General features: G+C 67.8%; 10 protein-coding genes. 2 read left to right on the forward strand and 8 right to left on the reverse strand.

The window, feature by feature from the left end; translation table 11 throughout:
• Nucleotides 1-83 precede the first annotated feature (83 nt).
• The 8 genes from tcuC to AC0IY0_RS03040 form a co-directional block, all read right to left on the reverse strand.
• Nucleotides 84-1391, reverse strand: a complete 1308-nt coding sequence (gene tcuC, locus AC0IY0_RS03005; protein WP_147910102.1) for an MFS transporter — start codon at nucleotides 1389-1391, stop codon at nucleotides 84-86.
• A 24-nt stretch (nucleotides 1392-1415) separates the two neighbouring features.
• On the reverse strand, nucleotides 1416-2786 hold the full coding sequence (locus AC0IY0_RS03010) for a 2-hydroxycarboxylate transporter family protein (RefSeq protein ID WP_147854424.1): 1371 nt from the start codon (nucleotides 2784-2786) through the stop codon (nucleotides 1416-1418).
• A 272-nt stretch (nucleotides 2787-3058) separates the two neighbouring features.
• Entirely contained in the window at nucleotides 3059-4651 is a 1593-nt protein-coding gene (locus tag AC0IY0_RS03015) for a porin (RefSeq protein WP_471763051.1), read from the reverse strand.
• A gap of 608 nt (nucleotides 4652-5259) precedes the next feature.
• Nucleotides 5260-6861, reverse strand: coding sequence for a porin (locus AC0IY0_RS03020; RefSeq protein WP_471763052.1), 1602 nt, complete (start codon nucleotides 6859-6861; stop codon nucleotides 5260-5262).
• A gap of 406 nt (nucleotides 6862-7267) precedes the next feature.
• Nucleotides 7268-8854 carry a porin gene (locus tag AC0IY0_RS03025; protein WP_471763053.1) on the reverse strand — a complete coding sequence of 529 codons (1587 nt, stop codon included), beginning with the start codon at nucleotides 8852-8854 and terminating at the stop codon, nucleotides 7268-7270.
• 907 nt (nucleotides 8855-9761) lie between these two features.
• Complete coding sequence (locus tag AC0IY0_RS03030; protein ID WP_147938921.1) at nucleotides 9762-11411, reverse strand: porin; 1650 nt, start codon at nucleotides 11409-11411, stop codon at nucleotides 9762-9764.
• A 434-nt stretch (nucleotides 11412-11845) separates the two neighbouring features.
• Nucleotides 11846-12532 (reverse strand): metal ABC transporter permease, encoded by a 687-nt coding sequence (locus tag AC0IY0_RS03035; RefSeq protein ID WP_471763054.1) that lies wholly within the window; start codon nucleotides 12530-12532, stop codon nucleotides 11846-11848.
• Nucleotides 12533-12661: 129 nt separating this feature from the next.
• A complete protein-coding gene (locus AC0IY0_RS03040) occupies nucleotides 12662-13270 on the reverse strand; it encodes a HupE/UreJ family protein (protein WP_471763055.1) in 609 nt (202 codons plus the stop codon).
• A 101-nt stretch (nucleotides 13271-13371) separates the two neighbouring features.
• On the opposite strand from AC0IY0_RS03040, the gene AC0IY0_RS03045 reads away from it, so the two are divergent.
• Together AC0IY0_RS03045 and AC0IY0_RS03050 are read left to right on the forward strand one after the other, a co-directional pair.
• Nucleotides 13372-13536, forward strand: coding sequence for a hypothetical protein (locus AC0IY0_RS03045; RefSeq protein WP_471763056.1), 165 nt, complete (start codon nucleotides 13372-13374; stop codon nucleotides 13534-13536).
• Between the two features lie 177 nt (nucleotides 13537-13713).
• Nucleotides 13714-15315 carry a gamma-glutamyltransferase family protein gene (locus AC0IY0_RS03050; RefSeq protein ID WP_471763057.1) on the forward strand — a complete coding sequence of 534 codons (1602 nt, stop codon included), beginning with the start codon at nucleotides 13714-13716 and terminating at the stop codon, nucleotides 15313-15315.
• The last annotated feature ends 93 nt before the right edge of the window (nucleotides 15316-15408 follow it).

The raw sequence follows: 15408 nt of genomic DNA on the forward strand, positions 1-15408 counted from the left end.
AACCGCCCTCTCCCGGGCACCCGCGCACGGCGATCCGGGACCCGGCAGAAACGCCGCTCCGGAGATGGCGGCGCGTCTCGTCCTCAGGCGTGGGCGGGGATCCTGGCTTCCCGCTTGCCGCCCCGGAACAGGCTGAGCGTGGCGACGATCCCGCAGGCGGCCGCCGCCATCAGCCAATAGCTCGGGGCCGCCCGGTCGCCGGTCTGCTCGATCAGGTAGGTCGAGACCATCGGGGTGGCGGTGCCGAACAGGGCCGTGGCGAGGCTGTAGGCCAGGGAGAAGCCGCTGGCCCGCACATGCGCCGGCACGACCTCGGACAGCGAGACGATCATCGCGCCGTTGTAGACGCCGAAGAAGAATGAGAACCACAATTCGACGCCGAGCATCTTGGCGAAGGTCGGATCGGCCACCAGCCAGTGCAGCGCCGGATAGGTGGTCAGCAGCGACAGGACCGAGATGGTGAGCAGCACCGGCTTGCGCCCGATCGCGTCCGACAGCGCGCCGCCCACCGGCAGCCAGATGAAGTTGGTGATCGCCACGCACAGGGTGACGGTGAGGCTGTCGGTCTCGGTGAGCTTGAGGACGGTCTTGCCGAAGGTCGGCGTGTACACGGTGATCATGTAGAAGGTCACCGTGGTCATGGTGGAGAGCATCATGCCGAGCAGCACGATCCGCCAGTTGGCGGCGACCGTGGTGAGGATCTCGCGCGTGCTCGGATGGTGGGTCCGCTGGGCGAATTCCTGGGTCTCCTGCAGGGAGCGCCGGATGAAGAAGATGAACGGCACGATCAGGCAGCCGATGAAGAACGGGATGCGCCAGCCGAAATCGCCGATCTGCTGCTTGGTCAGGTAGGCGTTCAGCCCGTAGCCGATCACGGCCGCGAACATGATCGCCACCTGCTGGCTCGCCGACTGGAACGACGTGTAGAAGCCCTTCCGCCCGGGCGTGGCGATCTCGAACAGGTAGATCGAGACGCCGCCGATCTCGACGCCGGCCGAGAAGCCCTGCAGCAGGCGGCCGGCCAGCACGATCAGGGGCGCGGCGATGCCGATGGTGCCGTAGCTCGGGCAGAAGGCGATCAGCACCGTGCCGCTCGCCATGATCGCCAGGGTGACGATCAGGCCCTTCCGGCGCCCGATCCGGTCGATGTAGGCGCCGAGCACGATCGCCCCGAGGGGCCGCATCAGCGCGCCGAGCCAGAAGGTCCCGAAGGTCAGGAGCAGCTCGGTGGTCTCGTTGCCCGAGGGGAAGAACGCCCGCGCGATGGAGCTGGCGTAGAACCCGAACAGGAAGAAATCGAACATCTCCAGGAAGTTGCCGCTCGTCGAGCGGAGGATCGCCCCGATCCTGGATTGAAGGCTCGCCCCGACGGCGCCCGGATCACCGGCCATGATGCAACGCTCCCCGGTCTCGATTCACGCGCCGATCCATTTCATCGCGATGATCGTCCCGGTGACGGTCAGGGCGCCGCCGATCCGGGTGGCGATCTGGGCGAACGGCATCAGCGCCATGCGGTTGGCCGCCGTGAGGATCGCCACGTCGCCGGTGCCGCCCTGGCCGCTGTGGCAGGCGTTCACGATCGCGGTCTCGATCGGGTACATCCCGAGCGCCCGGCCGACGAAGAAGCCGGTGACCATCAGCGTGGACACCGTCGACACGATGGTGATCAGGTTCACCAGGGTGAACGCCGCCATCAGCTCGTTCCACGGGGTCAGCGCCACCCCGATGGCGAAGAGCAGCGGGTAGGTCATCGAGACCTGCACGAACTTGTACACCACGAAGCCGCCAGCCTGGAGATGGGGCGACACGGCGCTGCCGAGCTTGGCGAACACCGCCAGGAACAGCATCGCCACCGGCGCCGGCAGGCCGACGAGGTGGTGGGCTACGACCCCGAGCAGGTAGAGGGTGATGGCCGTGAGCCCGGCCGCGCCGATCGTGGCGGCGTCGATCTGGCCGCGGGCCGCCTCGGAGCGGGCCTGGGCGTCGCTCGATTCCATGCCCTCCGCGCCCGGCTGGAGCCGGCCCTCCCCGGTGAGGTGGGGATAGCGCTTGCCGACATAATTGAGGGTGCCGGCGAAGATGATCGCGGTGAGCGAGCCGAGCATCACCGGCGGCAGCACCTGGGCGAACACGACGCCCTGCTGCTGGCCCAGGATCGCCGCGTAGCCGATGGAGAGCGGGATCGCGCCCTCGCCGACGCCGCCGGCCATGATCGGCACGACGATGAAGAAGAAGGTCTTGTAGGGGCCGAGCCCGAGCGCGGTGCCGACCAGGGTGCCGACGATGGCGGCCGCCACCGAGCCCACCGCGAGGGGTGCGAAGATCTTGAGGAAGCCCTTGATCAGGACGTCGCGATCCATGCCCAGGATCGAGCCGACGATGATCGTGGCGATGTAGATGTAGAGGAAGTTGGTGAACTTCGTGAAATCGAAGATCGCCTTCTCCATCTGGGGCGGTACCAGCTTGTAGTAGACGAGCGCCGACGGGATGAAGGTCGCGAAGATCGCGCCCGCGCCGATGTTGCGCAGGATGGGGATGCGCTTGCCGATCTCGGCGCAGGTGAAGCCGCCCATCACCAGGACGGCGATCATGGTCGGCCCGTCCGGCTTGACCTCGCCCTCCTGGACCAGGACCACCAGCAGGATCGCCACGATGACGTAGAGCGGCAGTGGAATGATGCCGATCTTCATGTCGACCAGGCGCCACCAGCCCTCGGGCCAGAACCGTGCTGCGCGGCGCTCGTTGAGCGGCGTCGGCACGGGACTCGTCGAGGCGCTACTGGTCATCGGCTTCCTCCGGACTTCCGACCACGCGCGGGCCCTTCCGGCCTTCGCCGTGCGGCCCCGATCGCCCCGACGGTCGCGACCTGGGCCGCCCGGTCGGCGGAGATAAAGTCGGATCCGGCGTATCAGCGCCCGCACAGGGCGGCAACGCGAACCGCGGGACAAAGCGCGCTGCCTGTATTGGAGTCAGGGATTAAGCCGGCACCTTCAGTCGTCGCATGGACAGACGATCGTGAACGGCGCCGGGGTTGGATGCCCGGCGCCGGCTGATCGGATCAGAAGTCGCGCTGCACGCGGAAGCGGACGTGCGTCATCGAATCCTGCGTCGCGGTGCGCGGCACGAACGTGCCGGCGTTGATGGCGGCGACGTTCGCGTAGGCACCCGGGCCCTTGTCGAGGTCGATCACGCGGCCGTTCCTGACACCCATCTGGGTGTAGAAGGCCTCGACGCCGATATCGAGATCGAGCACCGGCGACCAGATCAGGCTGCCGCCGACCACGTACTGGTAAGTGTCCCGCAGGGCTTGGCTCAGCTGGTAGAACCGGGTGCCGGGGACGCCGACGCCGTTGGTCCCGAAGCTGTTGCCGCTCGGGTTCACCAGGCTGAACAGGGCGCCCTGGGCCAGGCGGGCACTGGCCGAGAAATCCTGCTCGCCGTAGGAGCCGAAGAGGGCCGAGCGCCATTCCGGCGACCAGTAGTGCAGGTACGACGCCACCGCCGAGAAGCTGGTCGAAGTCTGGAGCTGGCCGGTGAACGGGTTGACCGACGCGTCGGCGAAGTACTGCTCGAACTTCTGCGTATCGAAGCCGGTGTTGGACTGCGCGTAGCAGCCGGCGACCATGCAATAGCCGGCATAGCTCTGTGCGCCGTTGGCGTAGGCCCCCTGCAGGTAGAGGGTATCCCCCGGGGCGATCGCCGGCAGGTTGATCTTCACGCCGCCCTGCACGCCCCAACCCTGGACCGAATTGGCATGCCGGATCCCGGTGAGGACGCCGCCCGCTCCCGCGGCCGGGTTGGTGCTGAGGTTGCCGACGTTGATCTCGTGCGTGGCGGCCGAGATCTGGGCGGAGCCCCAGGCCTGATCGATCCGCAGGGCGCCGACGAAATCGGGCAGCCGCGAGCGCTGGACGGCGTCGACGTTGCCGTAGCGCGACGGCCGGCCGCCGGTGTAGCCGACGAAGACGGGGGCGACCGCGGTCGCAGTCGGTGAGAAGATCGGAGAGCGGGTGAAGACCGGGTCTTCCACCGACAGGGTCGCCGTGACGCCGTTGCTCAAGGTGGCCGTGTAGGCGAGCAGGTTGGTCGAGGAATTGTCGGAGCCGGACGTCGCGCCGTACATCTCGAAATCGTGAGCGTAGAAGTCGTAGAACGACGACGCGCGACCGGCGGTGAGGCCGGCGAACTGGATGAACGCCTTGTCGACGTTCACGTATTGCTGCGCCTGGCCCCGCTCGTCGACACCGGTGGCGCCGTAGGCCTGGCCGATGCGCAGCATGGTGCCGGAATGGATGACGCCCGTGCGGGAGGCGGCATCCAGGCGCACGAAGGCGCGCAGGGCGCCGTAGGCCGTCTGGGTGCGGGCATCCAGGTTGAAGCGCGCCAACCCGCGATAGCCCGACGTCTCGCCGACAGCGCCCGGCTGGCGGCTGGACGAGGTCTGGTACGCACCCTCGAACCGGGCGCGGCCCGAGATGCGCAGGCAGGTGTCGGTGCCGGGGATGTAGAAGAAGCCGGCCCCGAAGGCGGAGCAGACGCGGACGTACTCGATCGGCGCCGCCTTCTTGATCGGAAGGTCGGCAGCGTGGGCGGAACCGACTGCGACGAACGCGGTCGCGGATCCGAGCAAGAAATGGTTCAATAAAGTCATCAAGACCCCCAGAAGTTTGAAGCCGAAGACGGCAACGCTTCCCGTTTTCTGCAGAACGCAGACTTTTCTTAGGTTTTTTTATTTGTAGAAGAGTGACGCACGGTTCTTCGCGCATCACATCTGTCTCGGATGATCCTGGGATCCCGATCTTTAGCAAGCAACAGCGATTCAATGCGTCGTCATAGCATTTATGATCTTGTTGCCGATCTGCAACTCAATGCGAACTACTTTTCAATCTACTATGGTATCAATATTGATTGGAAGATATTGGCGGTCAAACCAATTGGCCGTGCTGTCAATTCACTTGGTCGAGCAAGATGCAATCGATCATTGATCATGACGAATGGCTTGGCGATGCGGCCGTCTTGCCGAAGGGGCGGTGCACCGGCCCACACAGGTGGCGCGCTTGCGCCAACCGCGTCGTGATCGGCGGCGATCGAGCCGCCATCCTGACCGAGGACCGGCGCGCCGGTCCTCATCGACGAATCGCGAGGCCCTTGAGCGCCACCGCTCAGTCCGGTCCCGGGGAACCTCCCGCCGCGATTCGCGAAACCAAGGAGGCCCGGTGCAGGGCTGGGCCTCGGATGCCGCGGCGCCGCGATACGGGCTCAGAAGTCGCGCTGGACCCGCAGGCGGATCTGCGAGACCGAATCCTGGGTCGTCGTGCGGGGGACGAAACTGCCGGCGTTGATCTGAGCGATGGCACCGTAGGCGCCGGGGCTCTTGTCGAGATCGATCGCCCGGCCGCTCTTCAGGCCGATCTGCGTGTAGTAGCCCTCGACGCCGACATCGAGGTCCTTCACCGGCGACCAGATCAAGCTCGCGCCGGCCACGAACTGGTCGGTGTCGCGGAGCGCCTGGCTCAGTTGATAAAACCGCGTGCCCGGGACGCCGACCGCGTTGGTGCCGAAGGGATTGCCGCCGGCGAGGGTGCTCACCACGCCGTAGGCCGCGCCCTGCGCGGGGCGGGCGCCGCGGGAGAAGGCCTGCGCGCCGTAGGAGCCGAAGACGGCCGAGCGCCAGTCCGGCGACCAGTAGTGCAGGTACGACGCCACCACGGTGAAGCTCTGCGAGGTCTGCAGCCGGCCGGTGAACGGGTCGATCGTCGCGTCCGAGAAGTACTGCTGGAATGTCTGGCCCTGGATCGTCGCCGGGCTCTGTCCGGCGGAGCCGCTGAACGCCGAATAGCCCGTGTAGAACTGCGCGCCGTCGCCGTAGGCGCCCTGGAGGTACAGGGCGTCGCCCGGCGCGACGGACGGCGTGTTCACCTTCACGCCGCCCTGCACCGCCCAGCCTTGGACGCTGTTGGTGCGCGCGACGGCGGCGTTCGAACCGGTGCCGAGCCCGACGTTGCCGACGTTCAGCTCATGGGTGGCGGCCGAGAGCTGCGCGGAGCCCCAGGCTTGGTCGAGGCGCAGGACGCCGACGAAATCCGGCAGCCGCTCGCGCTGGATGCTGTCGATGGCGGCGAAGCTCGACGGGGCGCCGCGTGTATAGCCGACGAAGACCGGGCTGACCGGAGTGGCGCCCCCCGAGGGCGCGAAGATCGGCGTGCGGCGGAAGACCGGGTCTTCCACCGACAGGGTCGCCGACAGGCCGTTGCCGAGGGTCGCCGTGTAGGCGAGCAGGTTGGTCGAGGCGACATCCGAGCCGGCGGCACTGCCCGACAGCTCGAAATCATGGGCATAGAAGTCGAAGAACGAGGAGGCGCGACCGACCGTGAGCCCGGCGAACTGGATGAACGCCTTGTCGACGTTCACGACCTGCTGGACGCGCCCGGCCTGATCGACGCCGGTGGCGACGTAGGCCGAGCCGATGCGCTCCTGGGTGCCGGATCGGCCCACGCCGGCCGCACCGGTCCGGCTGCCGGCCTCGAGGCGCACGAAGGCGCGCAGGGTGCCGTAGGCGGTCTGGGTGCGGGCATCGAGGTTGAAGCGCAGCAGCCCGCGATAGCCCGACGTGTCGCCGCCGTTGGAGCCGGCCTGCCGGGTATAGCTGGTGATGTAGCCGCCCTCGAACCGGGCGCGGCCGGAGATGCGCAGGCAGGTGTCGGCACCCGGGATGAAGAAGAAGCCGGCGCCGTAGGCCGAGCAGACCCGGACATACGCGATCGGCGCCGCCGTCCCGACCGGACGGTCGACCGCGTTGGCTCCCCCGGCTAGCGCGAGCACGGAGGGCGAGCCCAGCAGAAGAGATGTCAATATCCGCATCGCCAGCCCCAATGGTTCGGTCTTGTTTTTAAAATCTAAACGATCACATATCCTGACTATAAGTCAGTAATTCGGTATTTCTATTTTTGCTTTTATTACGTTATTGCTTTTACAAACAGATTCGTGCGAGCCCAGCGCGCGAATAAAGACAGCGTGTCGATGCCCCCGGGCGTCACGCCGCTGGTGGAGGCCTCGGCCAAGGCCGACGCGGCAGGCGCAGTGCGACCGGACCTTTCGGACATCGTGCCGGCGCCAATGACGGCGCGATGCCGGGCCTGCCGGATCTGGCGCGACCGGTCGGCGCGGGGCGTCCGGTACAAAAAGGACCCGGCGCGGAGCCGGGCCTTCGAAGTCGAGATGCACGAGGACGGGCGCCGGGACCGAAGCCCCGGCACCGCTCTGGCGATCAGAAGTCGCGCTGGACGCGGAAGCGGACCTGCGAGATCGAGTCCTGCGTCGCGGTACGCGGCACGAAGGTGCCGTTGTTGATGCCGGCGACGTTGTTGTAGGCGGTCGGGCTCTTGTCCTGGTCGATCACCCGGCCGCTCTTCAGTCCGATCTGCGTGTAGTAGCCCTCGACGCCGATATCGAGGTCCTTCACCGGCGACCAGATCAGGCTCGCACCGGCGACGAACTGGTAGTTGTCGCGAAGCGCCTGGCTGAGCTGATAGAACCGGGTGCCCGGCACGCCGACGGCGTTGGGGCCGGAGATGAGGCTCGAGCCCGCGAGGCCATAGGCGGCCCCCTGCGCGAGACGGGCGGCGCGGGAGAAGCTCTGCTCACCGTAGGAGCCGAACAGGGCCGAACGCCATTCCGGCGACCAATAGTGCAGGTACGACGCCACTGCGGTGAAGCTCTGCGAGGTCTGCAGCTGGCCGGTGAACGGATTGATCGTCGCGTCCGAGAAGAACTGGTTGAACTTCTGGCCCTGGATCGTCGCCGGGTTCTGCGCGTAGGACCCGCTATACGCGGAATAGCCCGTGTAGAGCTGCGCGACGTCGCTGTAGGCGCCCTGGAGGTACAGAGCGTCGCCCGGCGCGACGAACGGGGTGTTCACCTTCAAGCCGCCCTGCACCGCCCAGGCCTGGACGCTGTTGGTGTGCGCGATGTTGACGTTCGCGCCAGCGACGGAAGGCGTCGTGATGTTGCCGACGTTCAGCTCATGGGTGGCGGCCGAGATCTGAGCCGAGCCCCAGGCCTGGTCGAGGCGCAGGGCACCGACGAAGTCGGGCAGACGCTCGCGCTGGACGGTGTCGATCGTGCTCAGCACGGTCGGAGCGCCCCGGGTGTAGCCGACGAACACGGGGCTGACGGTGGACGCGTAGGGCGCGAAGATCGGCGTGCGGCGGAAGACCGGGTCTTCCACCGACAGGGTCGCCGACACGCCGTTGCCCAGCACCGCCGTGTAGGCGAGCAGGTTGGTCGAGGCGTTGTCCGAGCCGAGCGTGCTGCCGGTGATCTCGAAGTCGTGCGCGTAGAAGTCGAAGAACGAGGACGCGCGACCGGCGGTCAGGCCGGCGAACTGGATGAACGCCTTGTCGACGTTCATGTATTGCTGATCGCGACCCACCTGATCGACGCCCGTTGAGGCGTAGGCCTGGCCGATGCGCTGCTGGGTGCCGGACTGGCCGATGCCGGAATAGCCGGTGCGGCTGCCGGCATCGAGGCGCACGAAGGCGCGGAGCGTACCGTAGGCGGTCTGGGTGCGGGCATCCATGTTGATGCGCATCCGGCCCTGGTAGCCCGAGGTGTCGCCGTTGGAGCCCTGGCGCGAGTAGCTGGCCATGTAGCCGCCCTCGAACCGGGCGCGGCCCGAGATGCGCAGGCAGGTGTCGGTGCCCGGGATGTAGAAGAAGCCGGCCCCGAAGGCGGAGCAGACGCGGACGTACTCGATCGGCGCCGCCTTCTTGATCGGAAGGTCGGCGGCCTGGGCGGCTCCGATCGCCGCGAAGGCGGCGGCCGAGCCGAGCAGCGAGCTCTTCAAGAGCTTCATAGATATCTCCAAAGCTTCGAGACCCGATAACACCAACGAGTCCGGTTTATCCGACCCTCGCAGCGATCGATGTTGTTGAATTCTGCAATCTTAAGTGCAGATTATTTAGAGAGATCTCGCGTCCGAGATTTCTCTATGCCGTTTCTTATGATCTGTCGCAGCTTATCCAAGCAACATCGATATCATTCGATCTGTGGAATTGATTTGCGTTGTTGTAACGTCGCAACGTCACAAAATTGTTTTGAAGTATTACTGAGTGCAATGATTTTATAAGCGGAAATTCTAGCGCGGATATTTATTGCAAACGTCTCTCGAGAGACATCACCGCGGCCAAAATTTTTATCTGCGCGCGCCTGAATCCGCGGATACATCCGGGCCCAGGCTCATCCCTTGCGGACGCGGCGGCGCTTTGTCTCGAGCGGCCGGGTCGCCGGCCGCTTTGGGCACAACGCCGTGCGTCGGTAACGATCGCCACGGCCGGTCCGTGAAGATCCGTCGCGCCGATTCCGTCCGTGATTCGACCGGATTCGCGAATCGATTCGTGCGCTGCCGGACGACAGCCACGGCGGCGCGTCGGGACGCGGTGGGCATGGGGAGAGCGGGGCGTTCGAGCGGTGCGCCCCGGGCACCGGAACCCAGAGCCGGTCAGCGGCGCGGGCTGGAGACGCGGTCGGGCCGGGATCCGTGCCGGATGCGGGCTTCGCGGGCTCGGTCCGGAGCCCGTGTCTGGCGGCGCCGCCGGGAACCGTTCGGCGGCGGCCCTGCCGCGGCGACGTCCGGAAGCGGAGCAGGCGCGGCGTCCGGCGTCATCGAGCCCGCCGACAACGAAAAAGGCCCAGCCGGAGGGCTGGGCCTTGAGATCCGTGGAACCGGCGCGGGGGGTGTGTCCCCGCGCCGACGATGCGGCTTAGAAGTCGCGCTGGACGCGGAAGCGGAAGGAGGACACCGAGTCCGCCGTGGTGGTAGCAACTGCGCCACCGGCATTGATCGCACCGACGCGGGAGTAAGCGGTCGGATCCTTGTCCTTGTCGATCACGCGTCCGTTCTTGACACCGATTTGGGTGTAGTAGCCCTCGACACCGATATCGAGGTCCTTCACCGGCGACCAGATCAAGCTCGCACCGGCGACGAACTGGTAGGTGTCGCGCAGGGCTTCGCTGAGCTGATAGAATCTTGTGCCGGGCACACCAACCGCGTTGGCGCCGAAGCTGTTCGTTCCGTTCGGGTTGATGACCGAGAACGCTGCACCCTGAGCAGAACGAGCACGCTGGGTGAAGTCCATCTCACCGTACGAGCCGAAGACGGCCGAGCGCCACTCCGGCGACCAGTAGTGCAGGTACGAAGCGACAACCGTGAAGCTCTGCGACTGCTCGAGCTGCCCCGTGAACGGGTTGACGCTCGCGTCGTTGAAGAACTGGTTGAACTTCTGGCCCTGGATGGTCGCGGCGTTCTGCGAGTAGGAACCGCTGAACGAGGAGTATCCGGTGTAGAGCTGGGAGCCACTGCCGTAGGCACCCTGCAGGTAGAGCGCATCACCCGGAGCGATGAACGGGGTGTTGATCTTCAGACCGCCCTGCACCGCGTAGCCATACGAGTTGTTGGCGTGCGGGATGCTGACGTTCGAGCCGGTGCCGGTACCAGCGCCGTTCTGGACGTTGCCGACGTTCAACTCGTGAACTGCCGCGGAGACCTGGGCTGAACCCCAGGCCTGGTCGAGGCGCAGGGCGCCGACGACGTCCGGCATCCGCGAACGCTGGATCACATCGACCTGGCTGAAGCGGGTGGGGGTGGCACCGGTGTAACCGATGAACACCGGAGCCGGCGAATTGGTCTGCGCGAAGTTCGCGATCGACGCGTTGACGGTGACGCCGCCGGGGTTGTTGGACGGCGAGTAGATCGGGCTGCGGCGGAAGACCGGGTCTTCGGCCGAGATCGTGGCTGACAGGCCGTTGCCGAGGGTGGCGGTGTAGGCGAGCAGGTTGGTGGACGCGATGTCCGAACCCGCAGTGGCGCCGGCGAGCTCGAAATCGTGAGCGTAGAAGTCGAAGAACGAAGACGCACGACCGGCGGTCAGGCCGGCGAACTGGATGAACGCCTTGTCGACGTTGGCGAACTGCTGGTCGCGGCCGAAGCTGTCGATGCCGAGGCCGGGATAGGCCTGGCCGATACGCTGCTGGGTGCCGGAGGTGCCGACGCCGGAATAGCCGGTGCGGGCGCCGGCATCGAAACGCACGAAGGCGCGCAGGGTGCCGTAAGCGGTCTGGGTGCGGGCATCGAGGTTGATGCGCATGCGACCCTGGTAGCCCGAGGTGTCGCCGCCGTTACCGAACTGACGCGAGTAGCTGGTCATGTACCCGCCCTCGAACCGGGCGCGGCCGGAGAGACGCAGGCAGGTGTCGGTGCCGGGAATGTAGAAGAAGCCGGCGCCGTAGGCCGAGCAGACGCGGACGTACTCGATCGGGACCGCCTTCTTGACCGGAAGGTCGGCGGCGTGTGCGGCTCCGATGGCCGCGAAGGCGGCTGCAGAACCGAGCAGTGAGCTCTTCAAGAGCTTCATAGACATCTCCAAAGCTTCGAGACCCGATGATGCGGACATGCCCGGTTTTCCGGATCTTGCCGCTCGTCTTGTAGGTTTGGCCTGCGTCTTGGGTGGCAGGCTCCTGCGGGCTCTCGCTTGGCGATGCCCCCGTGCACGATCACCATGTGCGAACGGGTTTCGGCGAGCAATCAGAATTCGGCTCGGATAAATTGGTTCCTGTGCGATGTTGCCGCCCGGCAACAATATCAGAACGCGTTAGCCGGCAACAGCTTGCCGGATGTACCGATATGCTTTCCGGAGTGGCAGGAGTGCTGTCGAACCGGGCATGGACGGGACCGCCCGAGCACCGGGAAGGGCCGGGGCGGTCCGAACGTGGGGGTGACGCCGGCGGCTGCGGCGGCGTCATCGCAGGATGTCGAGACGGCGCGCCGGGCTTTGCGCCCGACCGCACTTCACATCGGCGGCGTCAGGCCGTTCTTGCCGACGGCGACGCGCCGCGCCGTGACTTTGCCGTCCTCGCCCCGCGCAGCCACCACGAACGCCTTGGCGCCGGCGGTGATCGCACCGGAATCCGCAGCCTCGAAGGTGACCACCGGGGCCTGCGGCGGAACCAGGATCTGGAGCGACTGGCCCTTGCCGTAATCGACCGTGAGGGTGCGCTCCGCGCCGCCCCCGCTCGCCTTCACGGTACCGTTCGTCATCGCGCTCTTGACCCGGGGGGCGTCCGGCGCGGTCGCGGGTACGGCGGACTTCACGGTGCCGTTGGTCATGGTGCTCTTCACCGCGGCGCTGCCGGTATGATCGGGAAGCATATCCCAGTCGTAATGGCCCTCACCGGTGCCGCGCATCGATTCCGGGAACAGCACGACCTCCAGGGCGATCGGCGGCTCGCCCTTGGTGGCGGTTCCGATGAAGACGCCGTCCTTGATCTGATCGAGCTGGGCCGGGACGACCCAGGAGACCTTGGCGTCCGGCGCCAGGGTCACCCGCTGGCTCTTCCCGTCCAGGGTCTTGAGGGTGAAGCCGCCGCCCTCGACGGCCTCGATCGTGCCGCGCAGGCGCTCGGGCGGCGCGGCGGCGTGTGCGGAGGTGGCGAGCGCCAGGAGGCTCACGAGGGCGAGGGTCGGGAGTTTTGACATGGTGGCGGGAGTCCTATCGCCGCCGGAACGGTGGCGGCGCGCATGACCTGGGACTCGGCGCAACCGTGTCAGCCCCTCGCGCCCGTGACATCAAGCCCCTGCGGACGGGTGTAACCGGGACGGTAGCGCTCAGGCCGGCAGCGCCAGCAGCGCGAGGCCCGCCGCCGCGACGGCGGCGCCGAGGGCCGGCGCGGCCCGGGTGGCGCCAAGCCGCGACGCGGTGATTCCAAGCCCGATCCCGGCCCCGTGCAGGAGCGCGGTCGCGGCCAGGAAGCCGAACCCGAAGGCCAGGCCCGAGGCGGTCTCCGGCATCTCGGCGCCGTGGGCGTAGCCGTGGAACACCGCGAAAACGCCGACGAGGCTGGCGAGCAGCGCAACCGGCGCCCGCAGGCCGACGATCGCGGCCACGCCGAACACCACGATGGAGAGTGCGATCCCGGTCTCGGCATAGGGCAGCGCGACGCCGGCCATCCCCAGGCCCGCCCCCACGCTCATCAGCCCCAGGAAGGAGAGAGGCAGTGCCCAGAGCGCCCGGCCGCCGCGCAGGGCCGCCAGCAGCCCGACCGCGACCATCGCCAGCACGTGGTCGGCGCCGAGCAGCGGATGCAGGAAGCCGGCCCCGGCGCCGAGCGCAGCCCCGTGGCCGGGATGGGCCAGAGCCGCCTGCGGCAGCAGCGCGAACGCGGCGGGAAGGGCGGCAAGGCTGGAGACGAGCGGGGCGGCGAGCAGGCGCTTCATCGGATATCCTTCGCGGTTGTAAGACCGAAGGTAGCGCCGATCCCGCGGCACGGCGAGTGCCCCGGCCCGCGGCCCCTCCGGCCTTGGGCGGGACACCGCGGTTGCGCGCGGAGAATCTCGCCCTGGATGGGTATCGGGAGGCGCCGCGTGTGCGGCAGGCCGACATCCGCACCGTCGCCCGCCAGCAAGGCCTGGACGAGTTCGACACGGTCGCGGTCGGCATCGTCGAGCGCGACGGCAAGGTCTCGATCATCGAGACGGCGTGACAAGGAACCGGGGTTCAGCACCGGCGGCCGTAGCGCTGCGGATCACTTGAATACATGATACCGTTTCACGCCGGCGCCGAGAGGGCCTCGCCGGCGGTTCGGCATGAGCGGTGGCGGCGCCCCTTCTCCGGCGGGGGCGGACGACCAGCGGCTCGATCGCACAGGACAGGATTTCCCGTGAGAGATTTCTCCGCACCCGGGCGCTCCCCGGTCTACGCCGCCAACGCCGCCGTCGCGACCTCGCATCCCGCCTCGACCCTGGCCGCCATCGAGATCCTGCGCGCGGGCGGCAACGCCGTCGATGCCGGGATCGCTGCGGTGGCGGTGCAGTGCGTGGTCGATCCGCTGATGACCGGCATCGGCGGCGATTGCTTCGCCCTCTATGCTCCGGCCGGCGCCTCCAAGCCGATCGCGCTTGACGGATCCGGCCGGGCGCCGGCCGCCGCCACGCCCGACTGGTACGCCGAGCACGGCGCCGCGATCACGCCGGCCTCGCCGCACGCGGTCACGGTACCGGGGGCGATCGGAGCCTGGGACATGCTGGTGCGCCAGCACGGCACGCGCCCGCTGGGTGAATTGCTGCAGCCGGCGATCCGCTACGCCGAGGACGGGTTCGTGATCCAACAGCGCGTCGGCTGGGACTGGTTGCGCGGCGTGCCCCGGGTGGCCGGCGACCCCCACGCCGCCGAGACCTACCTGATCGGCGGCAAGGCCCCGGCGATCGGCAGCGTCTTCCGGCTGCCGAAACTCGCCGCCACGCTCCGCCGCATCGCCGACGAGGGCCCGCGCGGCTTCTATGAAGGACCGGTGGCCGACGACATGGTCCGCCGGCTCAACGCCCTCGGCGGCCTGCACACCCGGGATGATTTCGCCACGTCGCGGCCGGACGTGGTCACGCCGGTCTCGACCCGCTACCGCGGCTACGACGTCTACGAGTGCCCGCCCGCCGGCCAGGGCCTCGCGGCGCTGATGATGCTGAACGTGCTGTCGCATCACGACGTCGGCGCCCTGTCAGACCTGGACCGGCTCCACCTGTTCGCAGAGACTTGCAAGCAGGCCTACCATCACCGGGACGTGCTGTTCGGCGACGCCGCCCTCGCCCGGGTGCCGGTGGAGCACCTGCTGTCGGATGCCTGGAAGGCCGCCGCCCACGGGGCGATCGACATGGGCCGGGCGCGGGTGCCGGAGATCTATCCCGAGATCGCCCGGGAGATCGCCGAGGAGCGGGCCCACAAGGACACCGTCTATCTCTGCGTGGTCGATCGGGACGGCAACGCGCTGTCGCTGATCAACTCGGTGTTCCAGGGCTTCGGCTCGGGCATCCTGGCGCCGGAGAGCGGCGTGCTGCTGCACAACCGCGGCCTGTCGTTCCGCACGGAAGCCGGGCACCCGAACAGCATCGGGCCGGGCAAGCGGCCAATGCACACGATCATCCCGGGCATGCTGATGAAGGACGGACAGGCGGTCGCGCCGTTCGGCGTGATGGGTGGCCATTACCAGGCCATGGGCCATGTCGAGCTGCTGTCGGGCATCCTCGACCGGGGCCTCGACGTGCAGGCCGCGCTCGATGCCCCGCGCAGCTTCGCGTATGGCGACAGCCTGGAACTCGAGACCGGCATCTCGGACGCCGCGATGGCCGGACTGATCGCGCGCGGCCATCCGGCGATCCGGGCGCCTCTGCCGCTGGGCGGCGGCCAGATCATCTGGATCGACCGCGCGGCCGGCACGCTGGTGGCGGGCTCGGACCCGCGCAAGGACGGGGCGGCTTTGGGGTATTGAGGGGCCGGCGGCCCCGCGTTCGAGGCTGCCGGATCAGGGGTGCGCGGACGCAACGCGGGTCCCCTCTCCCGGGCGGGAGAGGGACCACGTCGC

Source organism: Methylobacterium sp. AC315 (assembly GCF_979253755.1).

What these genes read in the sequence shown, in the direction of transcription:
- tcuC (WP_147910102.1), bottom strand. Translation starts at nt 1,391, where the DNA reads ATGGCCGGTGATCCGGGCGCCGTCGGGGCGAGCCTTCAATCCAGGATC.
- AC0IY0_RS03010 (WP_147854424.1), bottom strand. Translation starts at nt 2,786, where the DNA reads ATGACCAGTAGCGCCTCGACGAGTCCCGTGCCGACGCCGCTCAACGAG.
- AC0IY0_RS03015 (WP_471763051.1), bottom strand. Translation starts at nt 4,651, where the DNA reads ATGACTTTATTGAACCATTTCTTGCTCGGATCCGCGACCGCGTTCGTC.
- AC0IY0_RS03020 (WP_471763052.1), bottom strand. Translation starts at nt 6,861, where the DNA reads ATGCGGATATTGACATCTCTTCTGCTGGGCTCGCCCTCCGTGCTCGCG.
- AC0IY0_RS03025 (WP_471763053.1), bottom strand. Translation starts at nt 8,854, where the DNA reads ATGAAGCTCTTGAAGAGCTCGCTGCTCGGCTCGGCCGCCGCCTTCGCG.
- AC0IY0_RS03030 (WP_147938921.1), bottom strand. Translation starts at nt 11,411, where the DNA reads ATGAAGCTCTTGAAGAGCTCACTGCTCGGTTCTGCAGCCGCCTTCGCG.
- AC0IY0_RS03035 (WP_471763054.1), bottom strand. Translation starts at nt 12,532, where the DNA reads ATGTCAAAACTCCCGACCCTCGCCCTCGTGAGCCTCCTGGCGCTCGCC.
- AC0IY0_RS03040 (WP_471763055.1), bottom strand. Translation starts at nt 13,270, where the DNA reads ATGAAGCGCCTGCTCGCCGCCCCGCTCGTCTCCAGCCTTGCCGCCCTT.